This is a genomic window from Pseudomonas sp. R38(2017), assembly GCF_002112395.1.
Classification (GTDB): Bacteria; Pseudomonadota; Gammaproteobacteria; order Pseudomonadales; family Pseudomonadaceae; genus Aquipseudomonas.
In genome coordinates, this window is record NZ_NEHN01000002.1 from 337,973 (window position 1) to 357,112 (window position 19,140).

The following is a 19,140-nucleotide window of genomic DNA, read 5'->3' on the forward strand; positions in this document are numbered from 1 at the left end:
AGGCTCTCCATTTGTTCTTTTTGTGGAGTGTCGCGTTACGGATGGGCTCCTTCTGACTGCAAAGGAGCACGCAATCAATCAGCAGTTGAGCAGGTGTCGGTTGACCACGCTGCGTGGCTCCAATGGCCGACCTGCGCAGACGTCCAGGATCTGGCGCAACGCGACAACACCGACGCGATCACGGGCCTCCGAGGTGTTGGCGCCGACATGGGGAGTCGCCACCAGCGTAGGCAGACCCCACAAAGGGCTATCTGCAGGTGGTGGCTCGGGATTGAAAGTATCCAGTCCGGCACCGGCAATTTTACGCTCGCTCAGTGCTTGCACCAGTGCCTGGGTATCAATCAGTTCACCTCTTGCGGTATTGATCAGGATACTGCCGGGACGCATGAGTTCGAGTTGCGCCGCGCCGATCAGATTGTGATTGGTCTCGGTCAGCGGGCAGTGCAGGCTGATGACATCGCTCTCGGCCAGTAAACGATTGAAGTCTTCCTCGCGTTCCACGTGCGCGCGCGCTGGCAGCTCTTTGAGGTAGGGGTCAAAGACCTTCACCTTCATACGCAGGGGCGCGACCAAATCCATCAGGATGCTGCCGATCGAGCCCAGCCCGACAAGGCCCAGTGTCTTGCCGAACAACTCCACACCGTTCGCCTCGGTCTTGTCCCAATGACCGTCGCGCATCCGCGCATCCAGCAGCGCCGTTTGTCTAGCGACACTGAAAATCAAGGCGAAGGCGTGCTCGGCCACTGACTGGGCATTGGCGCCAACGGCAATGCTGACCGGAATACCGCAAGCGGCAGCGGTTTCGATGTCGATGGTGTTGTAGCCGACGCCGTGTTTGGCAATTGCTTTCAAGTTTTTCGAGGCTTTGATCATCGACCCGGTCAGTTGCCCCTGGCGGACGATGATCGCATCAGGTTGCTGCTCGCGAATGATGGCTTCCAGCTCTTCGGCCGGCAGATAGGGCGTGGTTGGAATAACCCGCACGCCAGAGGCGGCGGCCAGGTTCATGGCTTCCGGGGCAAGTTCAGGGCCGGTCAGCAGAAGGGTCAGGGACATCGTCATTACCTTGTTTTTATCGTGGAGACAAACGCTGGCGTGTGCAGAGATTGCGACGTGACAACCCTAGCATAATGAAACGACGTTGCAATATAGATATTTGAGCGTTCTTCAGATCTTGCTTTGGCCGTGAAAATCACCGTTGCGCTTCTTAAAATGAAATGCAATTCTAAAAAACGCATCGGCGCCATTCGATGTGATCGAATAAAATCAAACAGAGGTATGTCACATGAGCATTGGATTTCAGGTGCTGGAGCGCGCACGCAAAGTCAGCGCAGTATGGGTTGCACGCTATCGTGAGCTGCCGGTAGCCAACGTCAGCGACTCCATGAATCGCATGACGGCAGGCGGTTCTCGCCTGCGTCCCATGCACCGCGAAGGCGTGCTTGCTGGTCCCGCAGTGACTGTCAAGGCGCGTCCGGGAGACAACCTGATGGTGCATTACGCGATCGATATCGCTGAACCTGGCGATGTGATTGTGGTGGATGCGGGTGGCGATTTAACCAATGCGCTGATCGGTGAAATGATGGTCGCTTACGCGGTAAAACGCGGCATCGCCGGGATCGTCATTAATGGTGCCATTCGTGATGCAGCCAACATTGGTAGCGGTGACTTTCCGCTGTTCGCTGCCGGCGTATCGCATCGAGGCCCTTATAAGGACGGCCCTGGGGAGATCAACGTGCCGATTGCTATCGATGGTATGGTGATCGAACCGGGCGACCTGGTCATTGGCGATGAGGACGGCTTGCTGTGCATACCGTTTGACCATGTCGATGAAGTCTTTGAACGTGCGACGGCGAAATACGCAGCCGAGCACAAACAGATGGAGCAAATCGCCCAAGGCAAAAACGATCGCTCTTGGGTATTGGAATCTTTGAAAAAGAAAGGCTGCCAACTGCCGCTCTGATCCATGCGACTACCGCGCATCCAGCCCTGCGATGCGCGGTAGACCTTGTGCCAGGAGTGTCGCGGGGCCTTTTAAGGAACGTACTCTTGTCCAACCCGCATTCTTCCCGCTCTACACGCTGGCCGGCTCCGGTCAGGGCGCTGGCCAGTCGAAATTTCCAGATCTATTTCGTCGGGCAAGGCATTTCGACGTTGGGCAAATGGGTGCAGCAGGTCGCTCTGGCCTGGCTGGCCTATCATCTGACCGGCTCGGCGGTACTGCTCGGTCTGATCACTTTTCTTTCCCTCGCACCTCAACTTCTCATCGGACCGCTCGCGGGTGCCTGGATCGATCGTCATGACAAAAAACGACTACTGATCGGCGTCCAGATAATGCTGATAGCCCAATCGCTCACACTTGCCGTCATGACTCAGTTCGGCTGGAACGATGGAACCTCCATTGCATGCATGGCATTGCTGCTGGGGTTGCTGAATGCTGTAGAAACGCCGTTGCGACAGGCGTTGATCGGTAGCTTCGTTGATGATCCGGCCGATTTGCCCAATGCGTTGGTGCTCAATGCCATGTTGATCAACGCGGCGAGATTTGCAGGACCTCCTCTGGCGGGCACCCTTATCGCGATGACCAGCGAAGCGAGCTGCTTTCTCCTGACGGCATTTGCCTATCTGGCCCTGATGTTCGGGCTGATCAACGTCAGGGCGACGGTGTCACCCAAAGCGAGCGGTTCGACCTCTCAGGTTTTCCGCGAAGGGCTGGCGTACCTCTGGCGTACGGTGAGCGTCCGGCAACTGATGATCAGCGTGATCATGGTGAACCTTTTGGCATCTTGCTACGCCTCGCTTTTACCCATTCTTGCCAAGACTGTTTATGCCGGTGATGCAAGGATTCTCGGCTGGTTATGGGGAGCCGCCGGCGCCGGTGCCTTCGTAGCTACCCTGGTTTTAGCCTTCAATGGAACGCTGTCACGGTTGCGATACTTCATGGACGGCGGCGCGCTTGTGTGCGGCTTCGCGTTGCTGGGCGTGTTCCTCGCTGCGAACCTTCCTATGGCACTGACAGGCTTGGTCCTGCTGGGTTTCGGCATCACGCTGAGCAACGTCAGTACGAACATGCAACTGCAGAGCGGGGCGCCAGGCGTGCTTCGGGGGCGAGTTGTCGCTTTCTACATCGCCATGCGCTTCGGATTCGAAGCGGTAGGCGGGATGTTGGCAGGCCTGGTCGCCGCGCATTTTGGAGCGCCGGCCACGCTGGGTATTGCCGGAGGGATTTTACTGCTCTATCTGATGGTCAGCATTGGCGGGCGCTTGCGAGCGCGCCGGTTGAACTCATGATCTGGATGGAGAAGGGCGGCTTCGCCCATTTTCAAGCAAGATTGTTTATGGAGAACGATGCACATGAATAGCTGGGTATCTTCGGCTAACGGCCATCCTGATTTTTCACTTGCCAACCTGCCATTCGGTGTATTCAGTGTTGCTGGAGGTGAACGCCGTACGGGTGTCGCGATCGGTGACCGGATCTATGACCTTCAGGTTGCGCTACAGGCAGGCTTGTTCACCGGTGTAGCCGAAGAGGTTGCCACGGCGGCAGTGGGCGGTTCTCTAAACGGTTTTTTCGCGCGCCCAAGACAAGACCGCAAAGCATTGCGCGATCGTCTGACCACACTGCTTCGTGAGGACGCCCAGGACATTCAGGTTCAACAGCGGCTGGCAGAGGCCCTGTTGGTGCCGGCCGCCAACTGCCAGTTGCATGTGCCGGCCTGTATTCAGGACTACACCGACTTCTACGTTGGCATCCATCATGCCGAGAACGTCGGCAAGCTGTTTCGACCCGACAGCCCGTTGATGCCCAACTATAAACACGTACCCATCGGTTACCACGGTCGCGCCTCGACAATCATTGCCTCTGGCCAGGCGTTCGTTCGCCCCTGCGGGCAGATCAAACTTCCCGACAACGAGCTGCCGATCTACTCGCCTAGCCGGCGCCTGGACTACGAGCTTGAAGTCGGACTCTGGATCGGGTCCGGAAATGAGCTGGGCGAGCCCATCGATATTCGTGATGCACGCGAGCACATCGCCGGACTGTGCCTGCTCAATGACTGGTCGGCACGTGATATCCAGGCTTGGGAATATCAGCCACTGGGCCCGTTCCTGTCGAAAAGCTTCGCTTCGACCATTTCACCCTGGGTCGTAATGGCTGAAGCGTTGGAGCCATTCCGCTGTGCCCAGCCTTTGAGACCGGCGGGCGACCCTGACCCGTTACCATATTTGTATGACGTGGAAGACCAGAACAGCGGTGCCTTCGATATCCAGCTCGAAGTATTGATCCTCACCGCTCGAATGCGAGAGGAGGGCGCTACCCCGTTCCGCCTTAGCCTCAGCAATACACTGAACATGTACTTCACATTCGCACAGTTGGTTGCACATCACACGGTGAACGGTTGCCAGCTCAATCCTGGTGATTTTTTCGGCACGGGAACGCTGTCAGGGCCAACACCGGAGTCGCTGGGTTCGTTGCTTGAAATGACCGAGGGAGGCAAATATCCGATTACATTGCCGAACGGTGAGACGCGCATCTTCCTGGAGGACGGTGACGAGATCATCCTCAAGGCGCGCTGCGAACGTGACGGGGTTGGCTCGATCGGTTTCGGTGAATGCCGGGCCGTCGTACTGCCAGCATGGGAACGTCACCGTGATACCACCTGCACCGAATGAATTTTGCAAGAACCTCAACCCCCTACTCATGCAGAGTGCATGCCTTTATTTGGCCATCACTCTACTTAACAATTTGATTTTCAAGGTCATTTTAGAGGCGAGTGACTGGCACACAATATGCGAGGCCTAAGTGGAATATTGCGAGGATTGCCGATGAAGATCGGCGAACAACCATCCGTGAAAGAGGCCTTAAATGAACGCCATCGACCTTCTCAAAACAGACCACGAAAAAGTAAAAGGCATCCTTAACCAACTCAGTGATTCCACGGATCGCGCGTTAAAAAAACGCGCCGATTTGCTGGACAAGCTGGAGCTTGAAATTACGATCCATACTCAGCTCGAAGAGCAGATTCTGTATCCGGCTTTCAAGGAAGCAGGGGGTAAAGAGCAGGATGAGATGTACTACGAGGCGAAGGAGGAACATCGCACCGTTGATTCACTGGTATTGCCTGACCTGAAATCCACTGATCCCTCCACACCCGAATTCGCCGGCCGTGTGAAAGTGGTCAAAGAACTTCTGGAACACCATATCGAAGAAGAGGAAACCGAGATGTTTCCCCAGGCCAGAAAGCTTCTGGGCAAGGCAAAGCTCGAAGAGCTGGGTAAGGAAATGGAAGTGATGAAGGCTTCTCTCAAGAAAAGTCTCAGCGGGTCGAATATGGCGGCCTGAGTCCATAGTCGGATCTGCAAAGCAATCAAAAGCCTGGCTCATGCCGGGCTTTTGATTTTCAAGGAATGTCATCTCAAGCCGCGCTCGTTACTGCGAAAATAAAAGGAATTTTCCCTCACGCATTTCCTCTTCTGTCTATGACCCATCTACGGTTCTTACGGGAGAGCTTCATGACATCAATAGAGTGCCTGAGCGAAACACGAGTAGCGCCCCGCGAGGGGTTGACCCGACCAAATCGCGAGGTCTATGAACGCCTGCTCAAGGAGGAACCCGAGGCCGATGCCATTGCCTCCGCGTTTCTCAAGCGACATTTAGCGAGTACCCACAACATTGCCAATGAGTTGCCCGAAGATCCGGAGCAACTTTTCGCATGGTCGCAAAACCGTTGCGCCGCCGTTGCTGAACAGTACGCAAGCTATCTGGCATCACGTCAGGCCGGGGCAGGGCGCCAATACTTCCAGAGCACATCCCATGCGCTGTATTTTTTGAAGCATGTCGGCCCGACGAAACTGGTCGATGGCGCTTGGTTGGCGGGGGTGCTGCAACACTGGCAGGACGTCCGCTTCGATCACTTGCTGGAGATCTATCTCGAAGAACTGGGTGATGGCGTACCAAGCCAAAATCATGTGCGGATCTACCGTCAACTGCTGGCCGGGCATACCTGCGACGACCTGTCTGACCTGGGTGATGAATATTTTCTGCAAGGCGCGCTACAACTGGCGCTGGGCCGTTGCACCGATTCGATGCTGCCTGAGGTCATCGGGTACAACCTTGGCTATGAGCAACTGCCGCTGCATCTGCTGATCAGCGCTTACGAACTGCGTGAGCTGGGCATCGACCCGCATTACTTCCGCCTGCATGTGACCATCGATAACGCCAGCACCGGGCATGCACACCGTGCGGTGCGGGCGCTGCACGATCTGTTGCCGCCGGGGCAGCAGCGGGCTGCATTCTACAGACGCGTGACCCAGGGCTATCGCTTGAACGATCTTGGGTCAGGTTCGACAGCCGTCATTCAGGGTTTCGACTTGCAGCACGAGGTGCTGACGATGCTGGAACGCAAAGCCGTGTTCGGGCGCCATATGCATTCGGACTACTGCCGAATCGAAAACCGCACCATCAATCAATGGCTGGCGACACCTGGGCAGATGGACGCCTTTCTGGATGCGTTGATCCACAAAGGCTGGATCAAGCGGGGTGAGGATCCAGCCGAAAGCCGTTTCTGGCAACTGATCGACGGTAGCCACGCGGTGATGTTCGGTGTGTTCAGTCCTTACGAAAAACAACTGATGCACGACTGGATCGCCGACGGCTGGCAGGACCTTGGAAAACGCGCACGGGTGCCACTCAAGTCTGTGGGTGATCGAGTTGAAGAGGCCAGCGATAGCGAGACCGAGGCCTTGCAGAAGTCTCTGCAAGCGCAGTCACCGGCCGAACAGATGAAAACCCTGATCCCATGGCTCGCGCCGCAACACCATTGGCGTCCGGCAGGACTGTTTGCCACCCGCCGCTTCATTGAACTGCGCAAACTCATACGCTGACTTTTCAGGAGGCTTCATGTCGATACAACAGCGAGTCGACCGTGAATTGATCGAGCTGGGCGTGCGCTTGCGCCAGAACGGTTACCGATTCATCACCCCGACACCGTTGACGCATGAGCGGGTCATGCAACGGGCGGACAGGCTTATGGCCAAGGATCAGCGCGATGTTTTCGGGTGGTCGATGCCGTTCGATCAACGGCTTTTCGGGACCGAGCAATTTCAGGCACTGGAACGCGCGGGCATTCTCGAGCAGCAAGACGGGCAGTGGCGAAGCACCGTTCGCTGGTCATCGCTGAACGACCTGTTGTTCGTTCACTCGTCTTTTCCGACTACGCAAAATGACGCGGTGTTTTTTGGGCCGGACACTTATCGATTTGCCCATGCGATCGAGGCACACCTGCAACAGCGAACGGTACCCGTCAAGCGTGCGGTGGACATCGGCTGTGGCGCCGGCGTCGGCGCGGTGCTGATTGCCAGGGCACAGCCGCAGGCTCAGACAGTTGCAGTGGATATCAATCCGCGTGCGTTACGGTTGACGGCCGTCAACGCCGAGTTGGCCGGCACGGACAATATCGCCATTTACCATAGTGATTTGCTCGCCAGTGTCGAAGGGCAGTTTGACCTGGTGGTAGCCAATCCTCCGTACATGAACGACCAACAACAACGCGCCTATCGGCACGGCGGCGGGGTGCTGGGTGAAGCCTTATCAGTGCGCATCGTGCGTGAGGCGTTGCCGCGTTTGAGTCCTGGTGGAACGTTGCTGCTGTACACCGGCGTCGCCATGGTGCGCGGCGCTGACCCTTTTCTGGCCATGATCGAATCGTTGCCCGGCAATGATTTCAGTTGGACTTATGCAGAGCTCGATCCGGATGTCTTTGGTGAAGAACTGCTCAAACCTGGCTACGAACAGGTCGAGCGTATCGCCGTGACGCTGCTGACGGTGACTCGAAACTAATCGAAACTTCGCTGTCCGCCGGGCTGTCCAGACCTTTACATCTCCCGTATGCGCTGTAAATGTCGGCGCACCGGGATGTCATACGCAATGAAAAAATTGAGGTTGGACATGACGGTGACAGTGGGTGATTTTTTGATCGAGCGTCTCAGCCAATGGGGCGTGACGCGAATTTTTGGTTATCCGGGCGACGGTATCAACGGCGTCTTCGGTGCGTTGAGCCGGGCGGGCGGCAAGATCGAATTCGTTCAGGCACGGCACGAAGAAATGGCGGCGTTCATGGCGTCCGCCCATGCCAAATTCACCGGCGAACTGGGGGTGTGCATCGCCACATCCGGCCCCGGTGCTTCCCACTTGATCACCGGACTGTACGACGCCCGGCTGGACCACATGCCGGTGCTGGCGATTGTCGGGCAACAGGCGCGCACGGCACTGGGCAGCCATTATCAACAAGAACTCGATCTGGTCTCGATGTTCAAGGATGTCGCCGGGGCATTTGTGCAACAGGCCTCGGCGGCTTCCCAGGTTCGGCACTTGCTGGACCGCGCAGTACGTACAGCGGTTGGCGAGCGGCGGGTGACGGCGCTGATACTGCCGAACGACTTGCAGGATATCGAGTACAAAGCGCCGGCGCGGGCTCACGGCACCGCGCATTCGGGGATTGGTTACAGCAAGCCGAAGGTGCTGCCTTACGACGCGGATCTGCAACGTGCCGCCGATGTACTGAATACGGGGGAGAAGGTTGCGATTCTGGTGGGCGCCGGTGCGCTGCACGCCAGCGATCAAGTGTTCGCGATTGCCGAAAAACTGGGTGCCGGGGTAGCGAAGGCGCTGCTCGGTAAAGCCGTGTTGCCGGACGAGTTGCCTTGGGTCACGGGTTGTATCGGTCTGCTCGGCACAGAACCGAGCTACAAACTGATGTCTGAATGCGACACCTTGCTGATGATCGGATCGGGCTTTCCTTACGCCGAATTCCTGCCGAAAGAAGGGCAGGCGCGCGGTGTCCAGATCGACTTGCAGCCAGACATGCTCAGCCTGCGCTACCCGATGGAAGTGAACCTGACCGGCGATGCGGCCGAGACCCTGGCGGCACTGGCGCCGTTGCTCGAACACAAGCCGCTGCGCAAGTGGCGTAAAAAGATCGAAGGCTGGCGGGTGACGTGGGATAAAACTCTTGAGAAGCGCGCCATGGCCAAAGCAGACCCGGTCAACCCGCAACGGGTTGTGTATGAGTTGTCACCGCGCTTGCCCGAGCAAGCCATCATCACCAGCGACTCCGGCTCTTGCGCCAACTGGTTCGCCCGTGACCTGAAAATCCGCAAGGGCATGAAGTGCTCGCTTTCCGGTGGTCTGGCGTCCATGGGCGCCGCCGTGCCTTACGCGATCGCGGCAAAGTTCGCCTTCCCGCAACGCCCGGTGATTGCCTTGGTGGGCGATGGTGCCATGCAGATGAACAACATGGCTGAACTGATAACGGTCGCCAAATACTGGCGACAGTGGGATAGCCCGAAGTGGATCTGCGCCGTGTTCAACAATGAGGATTTGAATCAGGTCACCTGGGAACAGCGTGTGATGGAGGGCGATCCGAAATTCGTAGCCTCGCAGAGTATTCCGGATGTGCCTTACCACCTGTTCGCCATTTCCATCGGCCTCAAAGGCATCTTCGTTGATCGCGAGGAAGATGTGGCCGCTGCCTGGGAACAGGCGCTGGCTTCGGACGTACCGGTCGTCATCGAGTTCAAGACCGACCCGAATGTGCCGCCGTTGCCACCCCATATCAAGCTGGAACAAGCGAAGAAATTCGCTACCACTTTGCTCAAGGGCGACCCCGACGAAGCGGGCGTCATCGTGCAAACGGCCAAACAGGTCCTGGGAGCGGTATTGCCCGGCAAATCCAAATAGCGAGGTCGAGTTCTGTTCATGGACGCTCTCGAGTCCGCGCTCATGGCCGCTCGAATCCAGTTCGCGATCACCATCGGTTTTCATATCGTGCTGGCGGCTTTCACTATAGGGCTGGCGAATTTCCTGATGGTGCTTGAGGCGTTGTGGCTCAGGAGTGGACGCCCCCTCTATCTGGATATCTACCGCTACTGGCTGAAGGTGTTTGCCTTGACCATAGCGGTAGGCACGGCCTCCGGACTGATTCTGGAGTATCAGTTCGGCCTTAACTGGTCGCGTCTGTCGGTCAAGGCCGCAGATATCCTAGGGCCATTGATGTTTTACGAAGTGCTCGCCGCGTTTTTTCTCGAGGCGGGTTTCCTCGGCATCATGTTGTTCGGCTTGAAGAAGGTCGGCCCGCGCCTGCATTTTTTGCGACTTGCGCGGTGGCCTGCGGATCGCTGATCAGCGCCTTCTGGATCCTCTCAGCCAATTCCTGGATGCACACCCCGGCAGGTTTTTCGACGGGCGCGGATGGACGGTTCATCGCCGAGGACTGGTGGGCGATCATCTTCAATCCTTCGTTTCCCTATCGTTTGGCGCACATGACGCTTGCCGCATTGCTTGGCACGGCGACATTTGTGGCGGGCGCCAGTGCCTGGCAGTTGCTCAAGAACGCGCAAAATTCCCGCGCAAGGGTGCAGTTTTCCATGACGTTGTGGGTGCTTGTCCTGCTGACGCCTGTACAAATCGTCGTCGGGGATCTGCATGTGCGGGTACAGCCACAAAAAGTAGCGGCTATTGAAGGGTCCTGGACGCGGCCAGCCGAGGGAGCGGGGGAGCCGCTGCGTATTTTCGCCTGGCCCGACATGAGTGAGCGGCGCAATCACTGGGAGCTGGCCATCCCGCGTATCGGCTCGTTATACCTGCGCCACGACCTGAGCGGCACCATCGCTGCGCTTGACGAGTTCGCACCGCAGGATATCCCTCCGGTCGTGCCGGTGTTTTTCGCGTTCCGGCTCATGGTCGGCCTGGGAATACTGATGCTGGGGCAGGGGCTGGTCAGTCTGGTACTGCGCAGGCGCAAGCGGCTTTTCACCTCGCGCCGTTGGTTATGGATGTGCATCCTCATGACCCCGGCAGGTTTCCTGGCCATGCTCAGTGATTGGTTATACGTGGCTCGGAGCGTGCTGGTTGTATTGGCGCACTGTCGATGAGCTGCAGCAACGCTCTGCGCTTCAGGCCCGGGTGCTGGCGTTGGTGACTGCAGGGTTGCTGATCGTTCTGGTGGTCTGGACGACGACATTGCATGCGCAATATGCCCGACGCCTGACATCGCCGTGGATTGGTTTGCCTGCGTTGTCGATTCTTTGCGGATTGTTTGCGGGTTTTGCGCTGGGGTTTCGGAGCCGCTTCGATTGCATGCCGCTGTTCGCGGCGTTGGGCGTTTTTGTCCTGGCGTTTGGCCTGGTGCTGGCGGCGCTTTACCCGTTGATCATTCCTCCTGACCTGACGCTGCAAGTGGCGACGTCGAGCCCCAATAGCCAAGTGTTCATGCTGGCAGGCTTCACAGTACTGGTACCGATCACCTTGATCTACAACACCTACGGTTTCCGTGTTTTCAGTGGCAAGATCGGTACTCCGCCTCAACGTTGAGAGCGTAACGACCGCTCGATTATCAATCTGTCGATCGCTGCCGACGCCGTTCCGCTGATCCGGAACACACAAAGCAAAGTGAACTCCCTTTGGGTGAATCCTTCCGAACCTGAAGAGACCTTTATGCCGGCGGAACGCTGGCGGCAAAGAATCATTGCTCGGGAGAGGATCATGAAAAGAATCTGTGTCTGTATCGGACTGTGCTCGGTGTTTTTATTGCAGGGCTGCTTCGAAGGCTCAAATGACGCGCCGAACAAGGATGGCGACAAAAGCAAGGCGTCCTTGCAAATACAAAAGGACAAGGCGCCCGAGCAGGGTAAATGATGGATGTTCGGAAGCGCCAGGTGCACATGCAAAAGTCAAATGGCGGATAGCCGCTAGTCGCTCTATCGGAACAAGGAGAAAGTGCTCTTCGTCCACTGTAAACAACGGTAAAACAGGACAGCTGCGATGTTCGCGGATAAAAAGAAAAAAGCAATGACTCAGTGGTTGCAACTGGCCAGAAATCCCGAACCCCAAATGTCTGTTGAAGATCAGTATGACGAGCTTCTGAGGATGGCCGACGACATGGAAGAAACAGGACTTGTCACCGCCAAGGAGTGGAGGCAACTGGTTCGAGACGCAAGTGCCGTTTTTGACTACGCCAGAGATCAGATTGACGGCGAAAACTAATTTGCCTCATGACTTCAAATTCGACCTGCTCGACGGTGACGACTGTCGTTGAGGTCATTCAGCTTATGTCTATCGCCGACGACACTGTTCATTACCTGTGACAAAAGCCGTTGGCTGGTACGTGTTGGTTTCACTGGTGCTACTGGGGCTGATGGGGAGGCGCCCCAGCAAGCTTTGCTGGGCAATGGCAAGATTTCCGTTATCGGCCAGGAGGGCTGACTCGCCGGTGTCGATTTGCAAGATTACTTGAACACCTCTGGCGGCGTGGAGCCTAAGCGTTATCAGTCAGAGGAGGGGTTAATCATGTCGCAAGCGCTCAGCTATTTCGCGATTGCCGTCGCGGTGATCATTTTGCTGGTTGACCTGTGGGCTATCGTCAGCGTGTTTCGCAGCGACAAGACGGTAGGGGCCAAAGCAGCCTGGGCTATTGGGCTTATCGTCTTTCCGGTTGTCGGGTTAATCGTTTGGGGTGTTGCAGGGCCTCGTGGAATCAAAGAAGGGCCATCGTCGCCCGAACACAGCAAAGGATAAGTAGCGCCCGTTGGTCGATATTGTTGAAGGTTTTTGAAATCAACCTTTGAGGTGAGTCAGTTTCCATGCACGGCCAGTTTTACTGGCAGGTTGATCCATTGTAATGGAACTGATTGGGATCAACCCAGTGCACGACATGTGTCGCCGTCATCGTTTTTTTCATTTGGAATTAACCCAGTCATCACAGCAGGACGAATCCGGTTTGCCTAGAATTTTGACCTCTCAAGTGAGCGACACTGAGCTCACTGCGCGCGATGCGAAGATGTTTGGTTCTCCCAAGGAGCGGCTGGACTTCTACCGTCGAGAAATCCAGTACGAGACCGCCATCTTGTCCAACCGAACAAACGCGTACCTGACTGCGCAATCTTTTTTAGTGATCGCCTTCGCCTCTTGCATGGCCAACGTCAATCCGGAGTGGGGCAAGTTGTTTACGCTAGTGGTGCCTCCGTTCCTGGCGCTTCTGGGCATTCTCAGTTCATTGAATGCCTGGCCCGGCATTCGCGCAGCGTATGACATCATCGATCATTGGTATTACAAGCAAAGCGAGCTGCTGAGGAGTGAACCGGTGATGGGGCTGGCCTATGATGAGTCGCCTTTGTTTTGCGAGCGTGAATCCAGCCATAAGGGATACCGTCAGGCACTGCTTTTTTCAGTACGTACTCCGTGGATATTTGCAGCATTCTGGGTATTGCTTGCCGGTTGGGCAATCTATATCCAGGTCTCCAATCCAGGTGCCTGATAATCCTCAGAAGGTGTGCAAAGCGCTGCCAGTGCGATTACAAAAGCGAGCAGTGCGAGAATGGCGACAGTGGGCGGCAGCATTGACGTACCACCTTGCGTCAGGCGCTTCCCTGACGCTGCAAAGCAGCACCAAGGAAGTGGGTTGGAGCGCATTGTCGGGCATCCTTAGCCAGGTAGTTTAGCCGCAAGAACGTCAATTTTCTCGATGGCAGGTGGTTCGGCAAACAGCTCGGCAGCCCTCGCCATAAGCGCCGCTGCGACCTTGCCCGAAAGATGAGCCTGCCGGCCTGCTTCATCCGGGAAGGCGTCAAATATGCCAAAAGTGGAAGGCCCCAAGCGGATAGCGAACCAAGCTGTTGTGGCTGGCTCCTCCTCCACTATTGAAAGGCCGCCCAAGAGAAAGCTCTCTACCTCCTTCTCTTTCCCGGGTTTTGCTTCCAGGCGAACGAACAACGCTACTTTGACCATGACGTGTCTCCTGCCTTAAGGACTACCTCATCATGCGCCATGTTTTCCAACAAGCCCAACGCGAATTCGCCATTTTGATGCCCAGGCTCCAGCCTGGGCATCACAGTCAAGCGCGTATCTACTTAGTCTCCATCTACCTTTGAATCGGCAACCTGCTTGCCGAGAAGCCAGCACACGATGCCAAGCACGAGTGTAGCGAAACCCAGCGCGGCAATAGTCAGGGCGGGTGTGGTCATTGAATCCAGAATCACGAATTTGCGACTGAGGGCCAACAGAGCGATCAGCAGAACCGTTTTCACCTGGACGATGCTGTTACGTCGTAACGCCGGGCGAACGATTGAATGCTTGAACTCCAACGCAATCAGGACAGTGAAGATCGAGCCAAAAATCGACTGAAACACATCATGCTCGAGCGGATCGATTGTTCCCGATATCAACATGGGGAACAAATGCCGACAGAGCTGGAGCATCGACATGAGGATTACACTGGCGATGATAAGGCTCAGGGCGAAAACGATTATCTGCTCGAACTTCTCATAAGCATTCATCAGTGCCCACTGCACCCGGAAACGCTTAAAAGAGGAATCTGGTTCTGATAGCACGCGCTTGGTCATGGACGAATCCTCCGGCTCATGGCCCTGTAGCCCGCGCCACGATCCTGCAATGTTCAAGAGGGTGGCGGTTGTCGCCATCTCGTGAGCCCTCAGTATCATCTATACCGGTACCGGTTGCATCCAGAAGGTGTTGACATGCCGGAGGGTAGGGACGGCAGCCTGAAGATAATGGTGCAGGCGATTATTGAGAGGCGTCTGAATCTGCTGGAATGGCGGTGGGGATTTGCCACGAAGGCTTTTTGCCGCCCCGGCTATCGAAAGTTCGCCGCGTCTTGCGGAAGTCTTCGACGTGTTCGACTACCCAGGTCCGCATGGGAGACATGCGGATCAACAGTCCCATGCCCAGTGGCGTCAGTTCGTACTCGACACGAGGCGGAATTTCACCGGACTCGTGCCGGGCCAGCAGGCCATCACGCTCCAATCGCGTGACCACGAGAGCCGTTGCTGAAAACACTTTGCGGGCATGGGGCATCGACCTGCTGATCGATGCTCCCAGTGTCAAAGAGCACTACCGCAGCAGATGCACTGCCAGGCCCACGAGCGCGCAGCCCAGCAACACCTGGATAACGCCCCGCTTGAAGCGAAACAAGGCAATGGCGGCGGATATCGCAATCAGCGCTGAAGGCCAGTCGAGACTGGCGCTGAAGCCTTTTGGCCAAAGGACGTGATAACCAAAGAAGCAAGCCAGGTTGAGGATCACGCCAACCACGGCAGCGGTAATGGCCGTCAGTGGCGCAGTGAACTTGAGTTCATTGTGGGTGGATTCCACCAATGGACCGCCTGCGAGGATGAACAGGAACGAGGGGAGGAACGTGAACCATGTCACTACGGTGGCGGCCACAGCCCCGGCCAGGAAGACCTGATCGGCCCCGAATACCTGTGAGACATAGGCCCCGACAAACCCCACGAAGGCCACCACCATGATCAACGGCCCGGGCGTGGTTTCCCCCAGCGCCAGGCCGTCGATCATCTGTGTGGGTGTCAGCCAGCCATAGTGACCGACCGCGCCCTGATATACATAGGGTAATACCGCATAGGCTCCACCAAAGGTCAGCAACGCCGCCTTGGTAAAAAACCAGCCCATTTGGGTGAAGGTGCCTTCCCAGCCAAAAACGGCGGTCAACACGCCCATCGGTAGTACCCACAACCCGACGCCGATGAGTACCAGCGCTGTCAGTTTCATCCAGCTGAAACGGGCGTGTTCCGGGGGAGGGGTGTCGTCGTCGATCAGAGCCGGGCCAAAGGATTTCTTGTCGGCGCGATGGCCTCCGGTCCTGAATTTCTCGGGTGCCAGGCGGCCGCCGGCATAACCGATCAATGCCGCCCCCAGCACGATCAAGGGGAACGGAACGTTGAACGCGAAAATCGCAGTGAATGACGCCGCCGCTATCGCCCACAGCCAGTTATTTTTCAGCGCCCGAGATCCGATCCGATGGGCCGCTTGCACCACAATAGCCGTCACGGCGGGCTTGATCCCATAGAAGAGCCCGGCCACCACGGGCACTTCGCCGAATGCGATATACATCCAGGACAGAGCGATCAGAATGAACAAGGAGGGCAGCACGAACAGTGCCCCCGCGATCACGCCCCCCCAGGTTCGATGCATCAGCCAGCCAATGTAAGTCGCCAACTGCTGGGCTTCAGGCCCGGGCAGCAGCATGCAGTAGTTGAGCGCATGCAGGAAGCGGCGTTCGGAGATCCAGCGCCGCCGCTCTACCAACTCCTGGTGCATGATCGAAATTTGCCCGGCTGGCCCACCGAAGCTGATAAAGCCGAGCTTCAGCCAAAACCAGAACGCCTCACGCAGACTGACGGTTTGCGGCCTCGGCAATTGGTTTTCAATTGTGGGTGCCATCACTTTACTCGTTGGATTGGTCATCGTTCACAAACCCGGCGAGCAGGCCATCGAAGACGGCACTCGCAGCAGCCAGAAGGTGGTCGTCATTGAGGATAGTTTCGCGCAGCCCCGTGAGCACGCGCTCGATACCGGCAGCCTCTTCAGGTTGAACACCACCAACATCGAGGTAATGCACCAGCGCCGCAATGCGGTTCAGGCCGCAGTCCTGGAGTTCAAAACTGGCTTGCAAAACTTCAAAGCTCACGCGGTTGCCGACATGGCTGAAAGCCGCGTTATCAAAATCGAACCCCAAGGCATCGGCCGGACAATCCTGCGGCGTTTTCAGCCAGAGGATCCGGGCGTCAGGGTCAATGAAACGGCGGATAAGCCAGGCGCAAGCCAGGCGATCAACCCGCGGACGTTTGCGGGTTGCCCAGACACGTCCCCGGTAATCATCACGATTAAGCACCGTGACAGGCTGGCTGCTGCTGTGTGGCTCGTCCGGGGACAGGGCTCGGCTGATGGCAACTTCAAGCCCCCGCAAGGCTTGGTCCGTCTGCTGCCTCGGATTGCCTGGGAAGTAATCGATATGGGTCAACTGCTCGTAAGTTTTACGCAGCTTGCGAACCTGTTTCGTAATGGCCGAGACGCTTTCAGTATTGAGCTGTCCCGCGCACGCTTCGATTTCAGCGCGCAGCTTGTCGTAGTCATCGCTACGATCGAACAAATGGACAAAACGCTCACCGCCAGGGTCGACGACGGGCAGGATAAATGCGGTGCCATTGATGGCCAGAATGTCGCGTTCGACAGCGTCCAGCGTTTCACGACAGGTGCCGATGTCGGGCAAGAGATAGGCTCCATCGCGCAACACCGCTGCACCCGATGCTTTCAAGGCACGCCACGCCCGCATGCGTTCGGTAGCGTTGGCAGTGGGCAAACCGAGTATTAGAGCCAGCCAATTATTCATGTAGAGAAAGACATTTATTTTGTAGTGAGTATTACATTATCCGTGACATGAGTATTTGCAAAGCGTCTGTTTTCATCAAGGGAGATGGCGACGCCAACGGGAACGCGGACGCTGACATTCATCGATACCCTGAGATGCCATATAGCTTGAAGCAAGTTTCTTATTCCACAAAACAAGTTCAAACGTTTTTTATAGTGCGTTTTAATCTAACCAGACCATATAACTGATTGGAGCTTCCGCACTTGAAAACCTTGCCATTGCTGTCCTTGGGTCTGGCATTCGCCGCCAGCTGCTCTGCCGCTTTTGCAGGCCCCATCCTGGATCGTGTGACGAACAAAGGCGAGCTGACCGGCGTCTTGATGGAAAGCTATCCACCGTTCTCCTTTCTCAATGAGCAAAATCAGCTGGACGGGTTCGACGTGGATGTGGCCAAGGCGGTTGCCCAGCGTCTTGGCGTCAAACTTAAATTGGAGACGCCGTCGTGGGATGTGATCGCGGCCGGCCATTGGAATGGCCGTTATGACATCTGCGTCTGCTCGATGACCCCAAGTAAAGCGCGCGCCGAAGTGTTCGATTTCCCGGTCGAGTATTACCAGTCACCTGCGGTGATCGTGGTCAATGCCAAGGATAAGGACATCACTTCGGGCAAAGACCTGTCGGGCAAAAAAGTCGGGGTGATCAGTGCGTCGACTTATGAAGCCTACTTGAACAAGGATCTAGTGATCGAGGGCGCCGAGGACAAGCCTTTGAGCTATCCGTTCGATAAGGTCCAGGTCGCGCCCTACGACAATGAAACCGTCGCTTTTCAGGATCTGGCGCTGGGTACCGGCGTGCGTCTGGATGCCATGGTCACCAACCTGATCACCGCACGCGAACGCATTGCTCAGGATCCGCGCTTCAAGATAGCCGGTGACACGCTCTACGCCGAACCGAACGTCGTAGCGATTGAAAAAGGCGATTCTCAATGGAATGCGAAGGTCACCGAGATCATTTCGCAACTCAAGGCTGACGGTACGCTGAGCAAGATTTCCCAGAAGTGGATCGGTGCCGATATCAGCCAATGACAGCCCTCAACCCACATCCAGCCAAGGCGACTGTCGCGTCCCAAGGCACGTCGCGCCGCTTTAGCCAGTTCTTTGGCTTTCGCACGCGTCTTTATCTGACGTGGGCGGCACTGTTCGCCCTGTGCGTCATGTTCTTCATGCGCTTTGATCTGAAGTTCTCGATCATTCTGGAAAAGTGGCCGAATCTGGTGGGCCTGCATCTGGGGCCCAACGGATTCCTGCAGGGGGCTGCACTGACTTTGTTTCTGTGTTTCTGCTCGATCTGGTTGTCACTGTTCCTTGGTTTCATGACGGCGCTGGCCCGCCTGTCGCGTAGCGCCGTGGCTTTCGGTGTCGCGAGTTTTTACGCATCGTTCTTTCGCGGTACGCCGCTGTTGATTCAAATCCTGCTGCTCTACCTGGGTTTGCCGCAGTTGGGCGTGGTGCCCGGAGCCATCAGTGCCGGCATCATTGCGCTCTCGCTCAATTATGGGGCCTACCTCAGCGAGATCTTTCGCGCCGGCATTCTGGCCGTAGCACCTGGTCAGCGTGAAGCGGCAATGGCGTTGGGGCTCAGGCCCATGTCGACGTTTCTGCACATCGTCCTGCCGCAAGCCATGCGCACGATCATTCCTCCGACGACCAGCCAGTTCATTTCAATGCTCAAGGATTCATCGCTGATCTCGGTGATGGGCGTCTGGGAAGTGATGTTTCTGGCGCAGTCCTACGGCCGCTCTTCTTATCGCTACATCGAAATGCTCACCACGGCAGCCATCATCTATTGGCTTCTGTCCATCGGGCTCGAATTGATACAGCACCGCCTTGAGCGTCATTACGGCAAAGGCTTCAGGAATCAGCGGTGATCCGCCGCGTTCAACGACTTCATTGACAGGAACCAC

At 56.6% G+C, this 19,140-nt stretch carries 19 protein-coding genes and 2 pseudogenes; 15 read left to right on the forward strand and 6 right to left on the reverse strand.

What is annotated here, in order from left to right:
* Positions 1 to 78: 78 nt before the first annotated feature.
* Positions 79 to 1,056, reverse strand: a complete 978-nt coding sequence (locus CAF87_RS05155) for a hydroxyacid dehydrogenase (RefSeq protein ID WP_085730962.1) — start codon at positions 1,054 to 1,056, stop codon at positions 79 to 81.
* Positions 1,057 to 1,285: 229 nt separating this feature from the next.
* On the opposite strand from CAF87_RS05155, the gene CAF87_RS05160 reads away from it, so the two are divergent.
* The 13 genes and pseudogenes from CAF87_RS05160 to CAF87_RS05220 all read left to right on the forward strand — a co-directional run bounded on the left by CAF87_RS05160 (position 1,286) and on the right by CAF87_RS05220 (position 13,310).
* Positions 1,286 to 1,963: an RraA family protein gene (locus CAF87_RS05160; protein WP_085730960.1), complete on the forward strand. Its 678-nt coding sequence runs from the start codon at positions 1,286 to 1,288 to the stop codon at positions 1,961 to 1,963.
* An 86-nt stretch (positions 1,964 to 2,049) separates the two neighbouring features.
* Positions 2,050 to 3,291 (forward strand): MFS transporter, encoded by a 1,242-nt coding sequence (locus CAF87_RS05165; RefSeq protein ID WP_085730958.1) that lies wholly within the window; start codon positions 2,050 to 2,052, stop codon positions 3,289 to 3,291.
* 57 nt (positions 3,292 to 3,348) lie between these two features.
* Complete coding sequence (gene fahA / locus CAF87_RS05170; RefSeq protein ID WP_139831705.1) at positions 3,349 to 4,671, forward strand: fumarylacetoacetase; 1,323 nt, start codon at positions 3,349 to 3,351, stop codon at positions 4,669 to 4,671.
* A gap of 193 nt (positions 4,672 to 4,864) precedes the next feature.
* Entirely contained in the window at positions 4,865 to 5,341 is a 477-nt protein-coding gene (locus CAF87_RS05175) for a hemerythrin domain-containing protein (RefSeq protein WP_085730956.1), read from the forward strand.
* Positions 5,342 to 5,511: 170 nt separating this feature from the next.
* Positions 5,512 to 6,882, forward strand: a complete 1,371-nt coding sequence (locus CAF87_RS05180) for an iron-containing redox enzyme family protein (RefSeq protein WP_085730955.1) — start codon at positions 5,512 to 5,514, stop codon at positions 6,880 to 6,882.
* 16 nt (positions 6,883 to 6,898) lie between these two features.
* Positions 6,899 to 7,837, forward strand: coding sequence for a class I SAM-dependent methyltransferase (locus tag CAF87_RS05185; protein WP_085730953.1), 939 nt, complete (start codon positions 6,899 to 6,901; stop codon positions 7,835 to 7,837).
* 108 nt (positions 7,838 to 7,945) lie between these two features.
* A complete protein-coding gene (locus CAF87_RS05190; protein ID WP_085730952.1) occupies positions 7,946 to 9,736 on the forward strand; it encodes a thiamine pyrophosphate-requiring protein in 1,791 nt (596 codons plus the stop codon).
* Positions 9,737 to 9,778: 42 nt separating this feature from the next.
* A pseudogene (locus CAF87_RS05195) lies at positions 9,779 to 10,929 on the forward strand (cytochrome ubiquinol oxidase subunit I).
* Complete coding sequence (locus CAF87_RS05200; protein ID WP_256575979.1) at positions 10,907 to 11,368, forward strand: cytochrome d ubiquinol oxidase subunit II; 462 nt, start codon at positions 10,907 to 10,909, stop codon at positions 11,366 to 11,368. Before CAF87_RS05195 ends, CAF87_RS05200 begins: the two are co-directional and overlap by 23 nt.
* 123 nt (positions 11,369 to 11,491) lie before the next feature.
* Positions 11,492 to 11,692, forward strand: coding sequence for a hypothetical protein (locus CAF87_RS05205; protein ID WP_085730950.1), 201 nt, complete (start codon positions 11,492 to 11,494; stop codon positions 11,690 to 11,692).
* A gap of 126 nt (positions 11,693 to 11,818) precedes the next feature.
* Positions 11,819 to 12,040 (forward strand): hypothetical protein, encoded by a 222-nt coding sequence (locus tag CAF87_RS05210; protein WP_085730949.1) that lies wholly within the window; start codon positions 11,819 to 11,821, stop codon positions 12,038 to 12,040.
* Positions 12,041 to 12,343: 303 nt separating this feature from the next.
* Positions 12,344 to 12,571, forward strand: a complete 228-nt coding sequence (locus CAF87_RS05215) for a PLD nuclease N-terminal domain-containing protein (RefSeq protein ID WP_085731265.1) — start codon at positions 12,344 to 12,346, stop codon at positions 12,569 to 12,571.
* Positions 12,572 to 12,773: 202 nt separating this feature from the next.
* Positions 12,774 to 13,310 carry a hypothetical protein gene (locus CAF87_RS05220; protein WP_085731264.1) on the forward strand — a complete coding sequence of 179 codons (537 nt, stop codon included), beginning with the start codon at positions 12,774 to 12,776 and terminating at the stop codon, positions 13,308 to 13,310.
* A gap of 167 nt (positions 13,311 to 13,477) precedes the next feature.
* On the opposite strand, the gene CAF87_RS05225 is transcribed toward CAF87_RS05220, so the two are convergent.
* The 5 genes and pseudogenes from CAF87_RS05225 to CAF87_RS05245 form a co-directional block, all read right to left on the reverse strand.
* Positions 13,478 to 13,780 (reverse strand): putative quinol monooxygenase, encoded by a 303-nt coding sequence (locus CAF87_RS05225; RefSeq protein ID WP_085730948.1) that lies wholly within the window; start codon positions 13,778 to 13,780, stop codon positions 13,478 to 13,480.
* A gap of 122 nt (positions 13,781 to 13,902) precedes the next feature.
* Positions 13,903 to 14,394 (reverse strand): phosphate-starvation-inducible PsiE family protein, encoded by a 492-nt coding sequence (locus CAF87_RS05230; protein WP_085731263.1) that lies wholly within the window; start codon positions 14,392 to 14,394, stop codon positions 13,903 to 13,905.
* A 181-nt stretch (positions 14,395 to 14,575) separates the two neighbouring features.
* Positions 14,576 to 14,869 (reverse strand): annotated as a pseudogene (locus CAF87_RS05235) (winged helix-turn-helix transcriptional regulator); the annotation flags it as partial.
* Between the two features lie 33 nt (positions 14,870 to 14,902).
* The gene (chrA, locus tag CAF87_RS05240) at positions 14,903 to 16,249 is read right to left on the reverse strand and encodes a chromate efflux transporter (protein ID WP_139831704.1); all 1,347 of its coding nucleotides are present in this window, start codon (positions 16,247 to 16,249) and stop codon (positions 14,903 to 14,905) included.
* Between the two features lie 4 nt (positions 16,250 to 16,253).
* Complete coding sequence (locus CAF87_RS05245; protein WP_085730945.1) at positions 16,254 to 17,198, reverse strand: chromate resistance protein ChrB domain-containing protein; 945 nt, start codon at positions 17,196 to 17,198, stop codon at positions 16,254 to 16,256.
* 242 nt (positions 17,199 to 17,440) lie between these two features.
* On the opposite strand from CAF87_RS05245, the gene CAF87_RS05250 reads away from it, so the two are divergent.
* Positions 17,441 to 18,262: an ABC transporter substrate-binding protein gene (locus tag CAF87_RS05250; RefSeq protein WP_085730944.1), complete on the forward strand. Its 822-nt coding sequence runs from the start codon at positions 17,441 to 17,443 to the stop codon at positions 18,260 to 18,262.
* Positions 18,259 to 19,104, forward strand: coding sequence for an amino acid ABC transporter permease (locus tag CAF87_RS05255; RefSeq protein WP_085730943.1), 846 nt, complete (start codon positions 18,259 to 18,261; stop codon positions 19,102 to 19,104). Before CAF87_RS05250 ends, CAF87_RS05255 begins: the two co-directional genes overlap by 4 nt.
* The last annotated feature ends 36 nt before the right edge of the window (positions 19,105 to 19,140 follow it).

Coding starts and splice junctions, on each gene's coding strand:
- CAF87_RS05225 (WP_085730948.1), bottom strand. CDS start 13,780: ATGGTCAAAGTAGCGTTGTTCGTTCGCCTGGAAGCAAAACCCGGGAAA.
- chrA (WP_139831704.1), bottom strand. CDS start 16,249: ATGGCACCCACAATTGAAAACCAATTGCCGAGGCCGCAAACCGTCAGT.
- CAF87_RS05255 (WP_085730943.1), top strand. CDS start 18,259: ATGACAGCCCTCAACCCACATCCAGCCAAGGCGACTGTCGCGTCCCAA.
- CAF87_RS05210 (WP_085730949.1), top strand. CDS start 11,819: ATGTTCGCGGATAAAAAGAAAAAAGCAATGACTCAGTGGTTGCAACTG.
- CAF87_RS05215 (WP_085731265.1), top strand. CDS start 12,344: ATGTCGCAAGCGCTCAGCTATTTCGCGATTGCCGTCGCGGTGATCATT.
- CAF87_RS05205 (WP_085730950.1), top strand. CDS start 11,492: ATGCCGGCGGAACGCTGGCGGCAAAGAATCATTGCTCGGGAGAGGATC.
- CAF87_RS05175 (WP_085730956.1), top strand. CDS start 4,865: ATGAACGCCATCGACCTTCTCAAAACAGACCACGAAAAAGTAAAAGGC.
- CAF87_RS05245 (WP_085730945.1), bottom strand. CDS start 17,198: ATGAATAATTGGCTGGCTCTAATACTCGGTTTGCCCACTGCCAACGCT.
- CAF87_RS05230 (WP_085731263.1), bottom strand. CDS start 14,394: ATGACCAAGCGCGTGCTATCAGAACCAGATTCCTCTTTTAAGCGTTTC.
- CAF87_RS05160 (WP_085730960.1), top strand. CDS start 1,286: ATGAGCATTGGATTTCAGGTGCTGGAGCGCGCACGCAAAGTCAGCGCA.
- fahA (WP_139831705.1), top strand. CDS start 3,349: ATGCACATGAATAGCTGGGTATCTTCGGCTAACGGCCATCCTGATTTT.
- CAF87_RS05190 (WP_085730952.1), top strand. CDS start 7,946: ATGACGGTGACAGTGGGTGATTTTTTGATCGAGCGTCTCAGCCAATGG.
- CAF87_RS05185 (WP_085730953.1), top strand. CDS start 6,899: ATGTCGATACAACAGCGAGTCGACCGTGAATTGATCGAGCTGGGCGTG.
- CAF87_RS05155 (WP_085730962.1), bottom strand. CDS start 1,056: ATGTCCCTGACCCTTCTGCTGACCGGCCCTGAACTTGCCCCGGAAGCC.
- CAF87_RS05180 (WP_085730955.1), top strand. CDS start 5,512: ATGACATCAATAGAGTGCCTGAGCGAAACACGAGTAGCGCCCCGCGAG.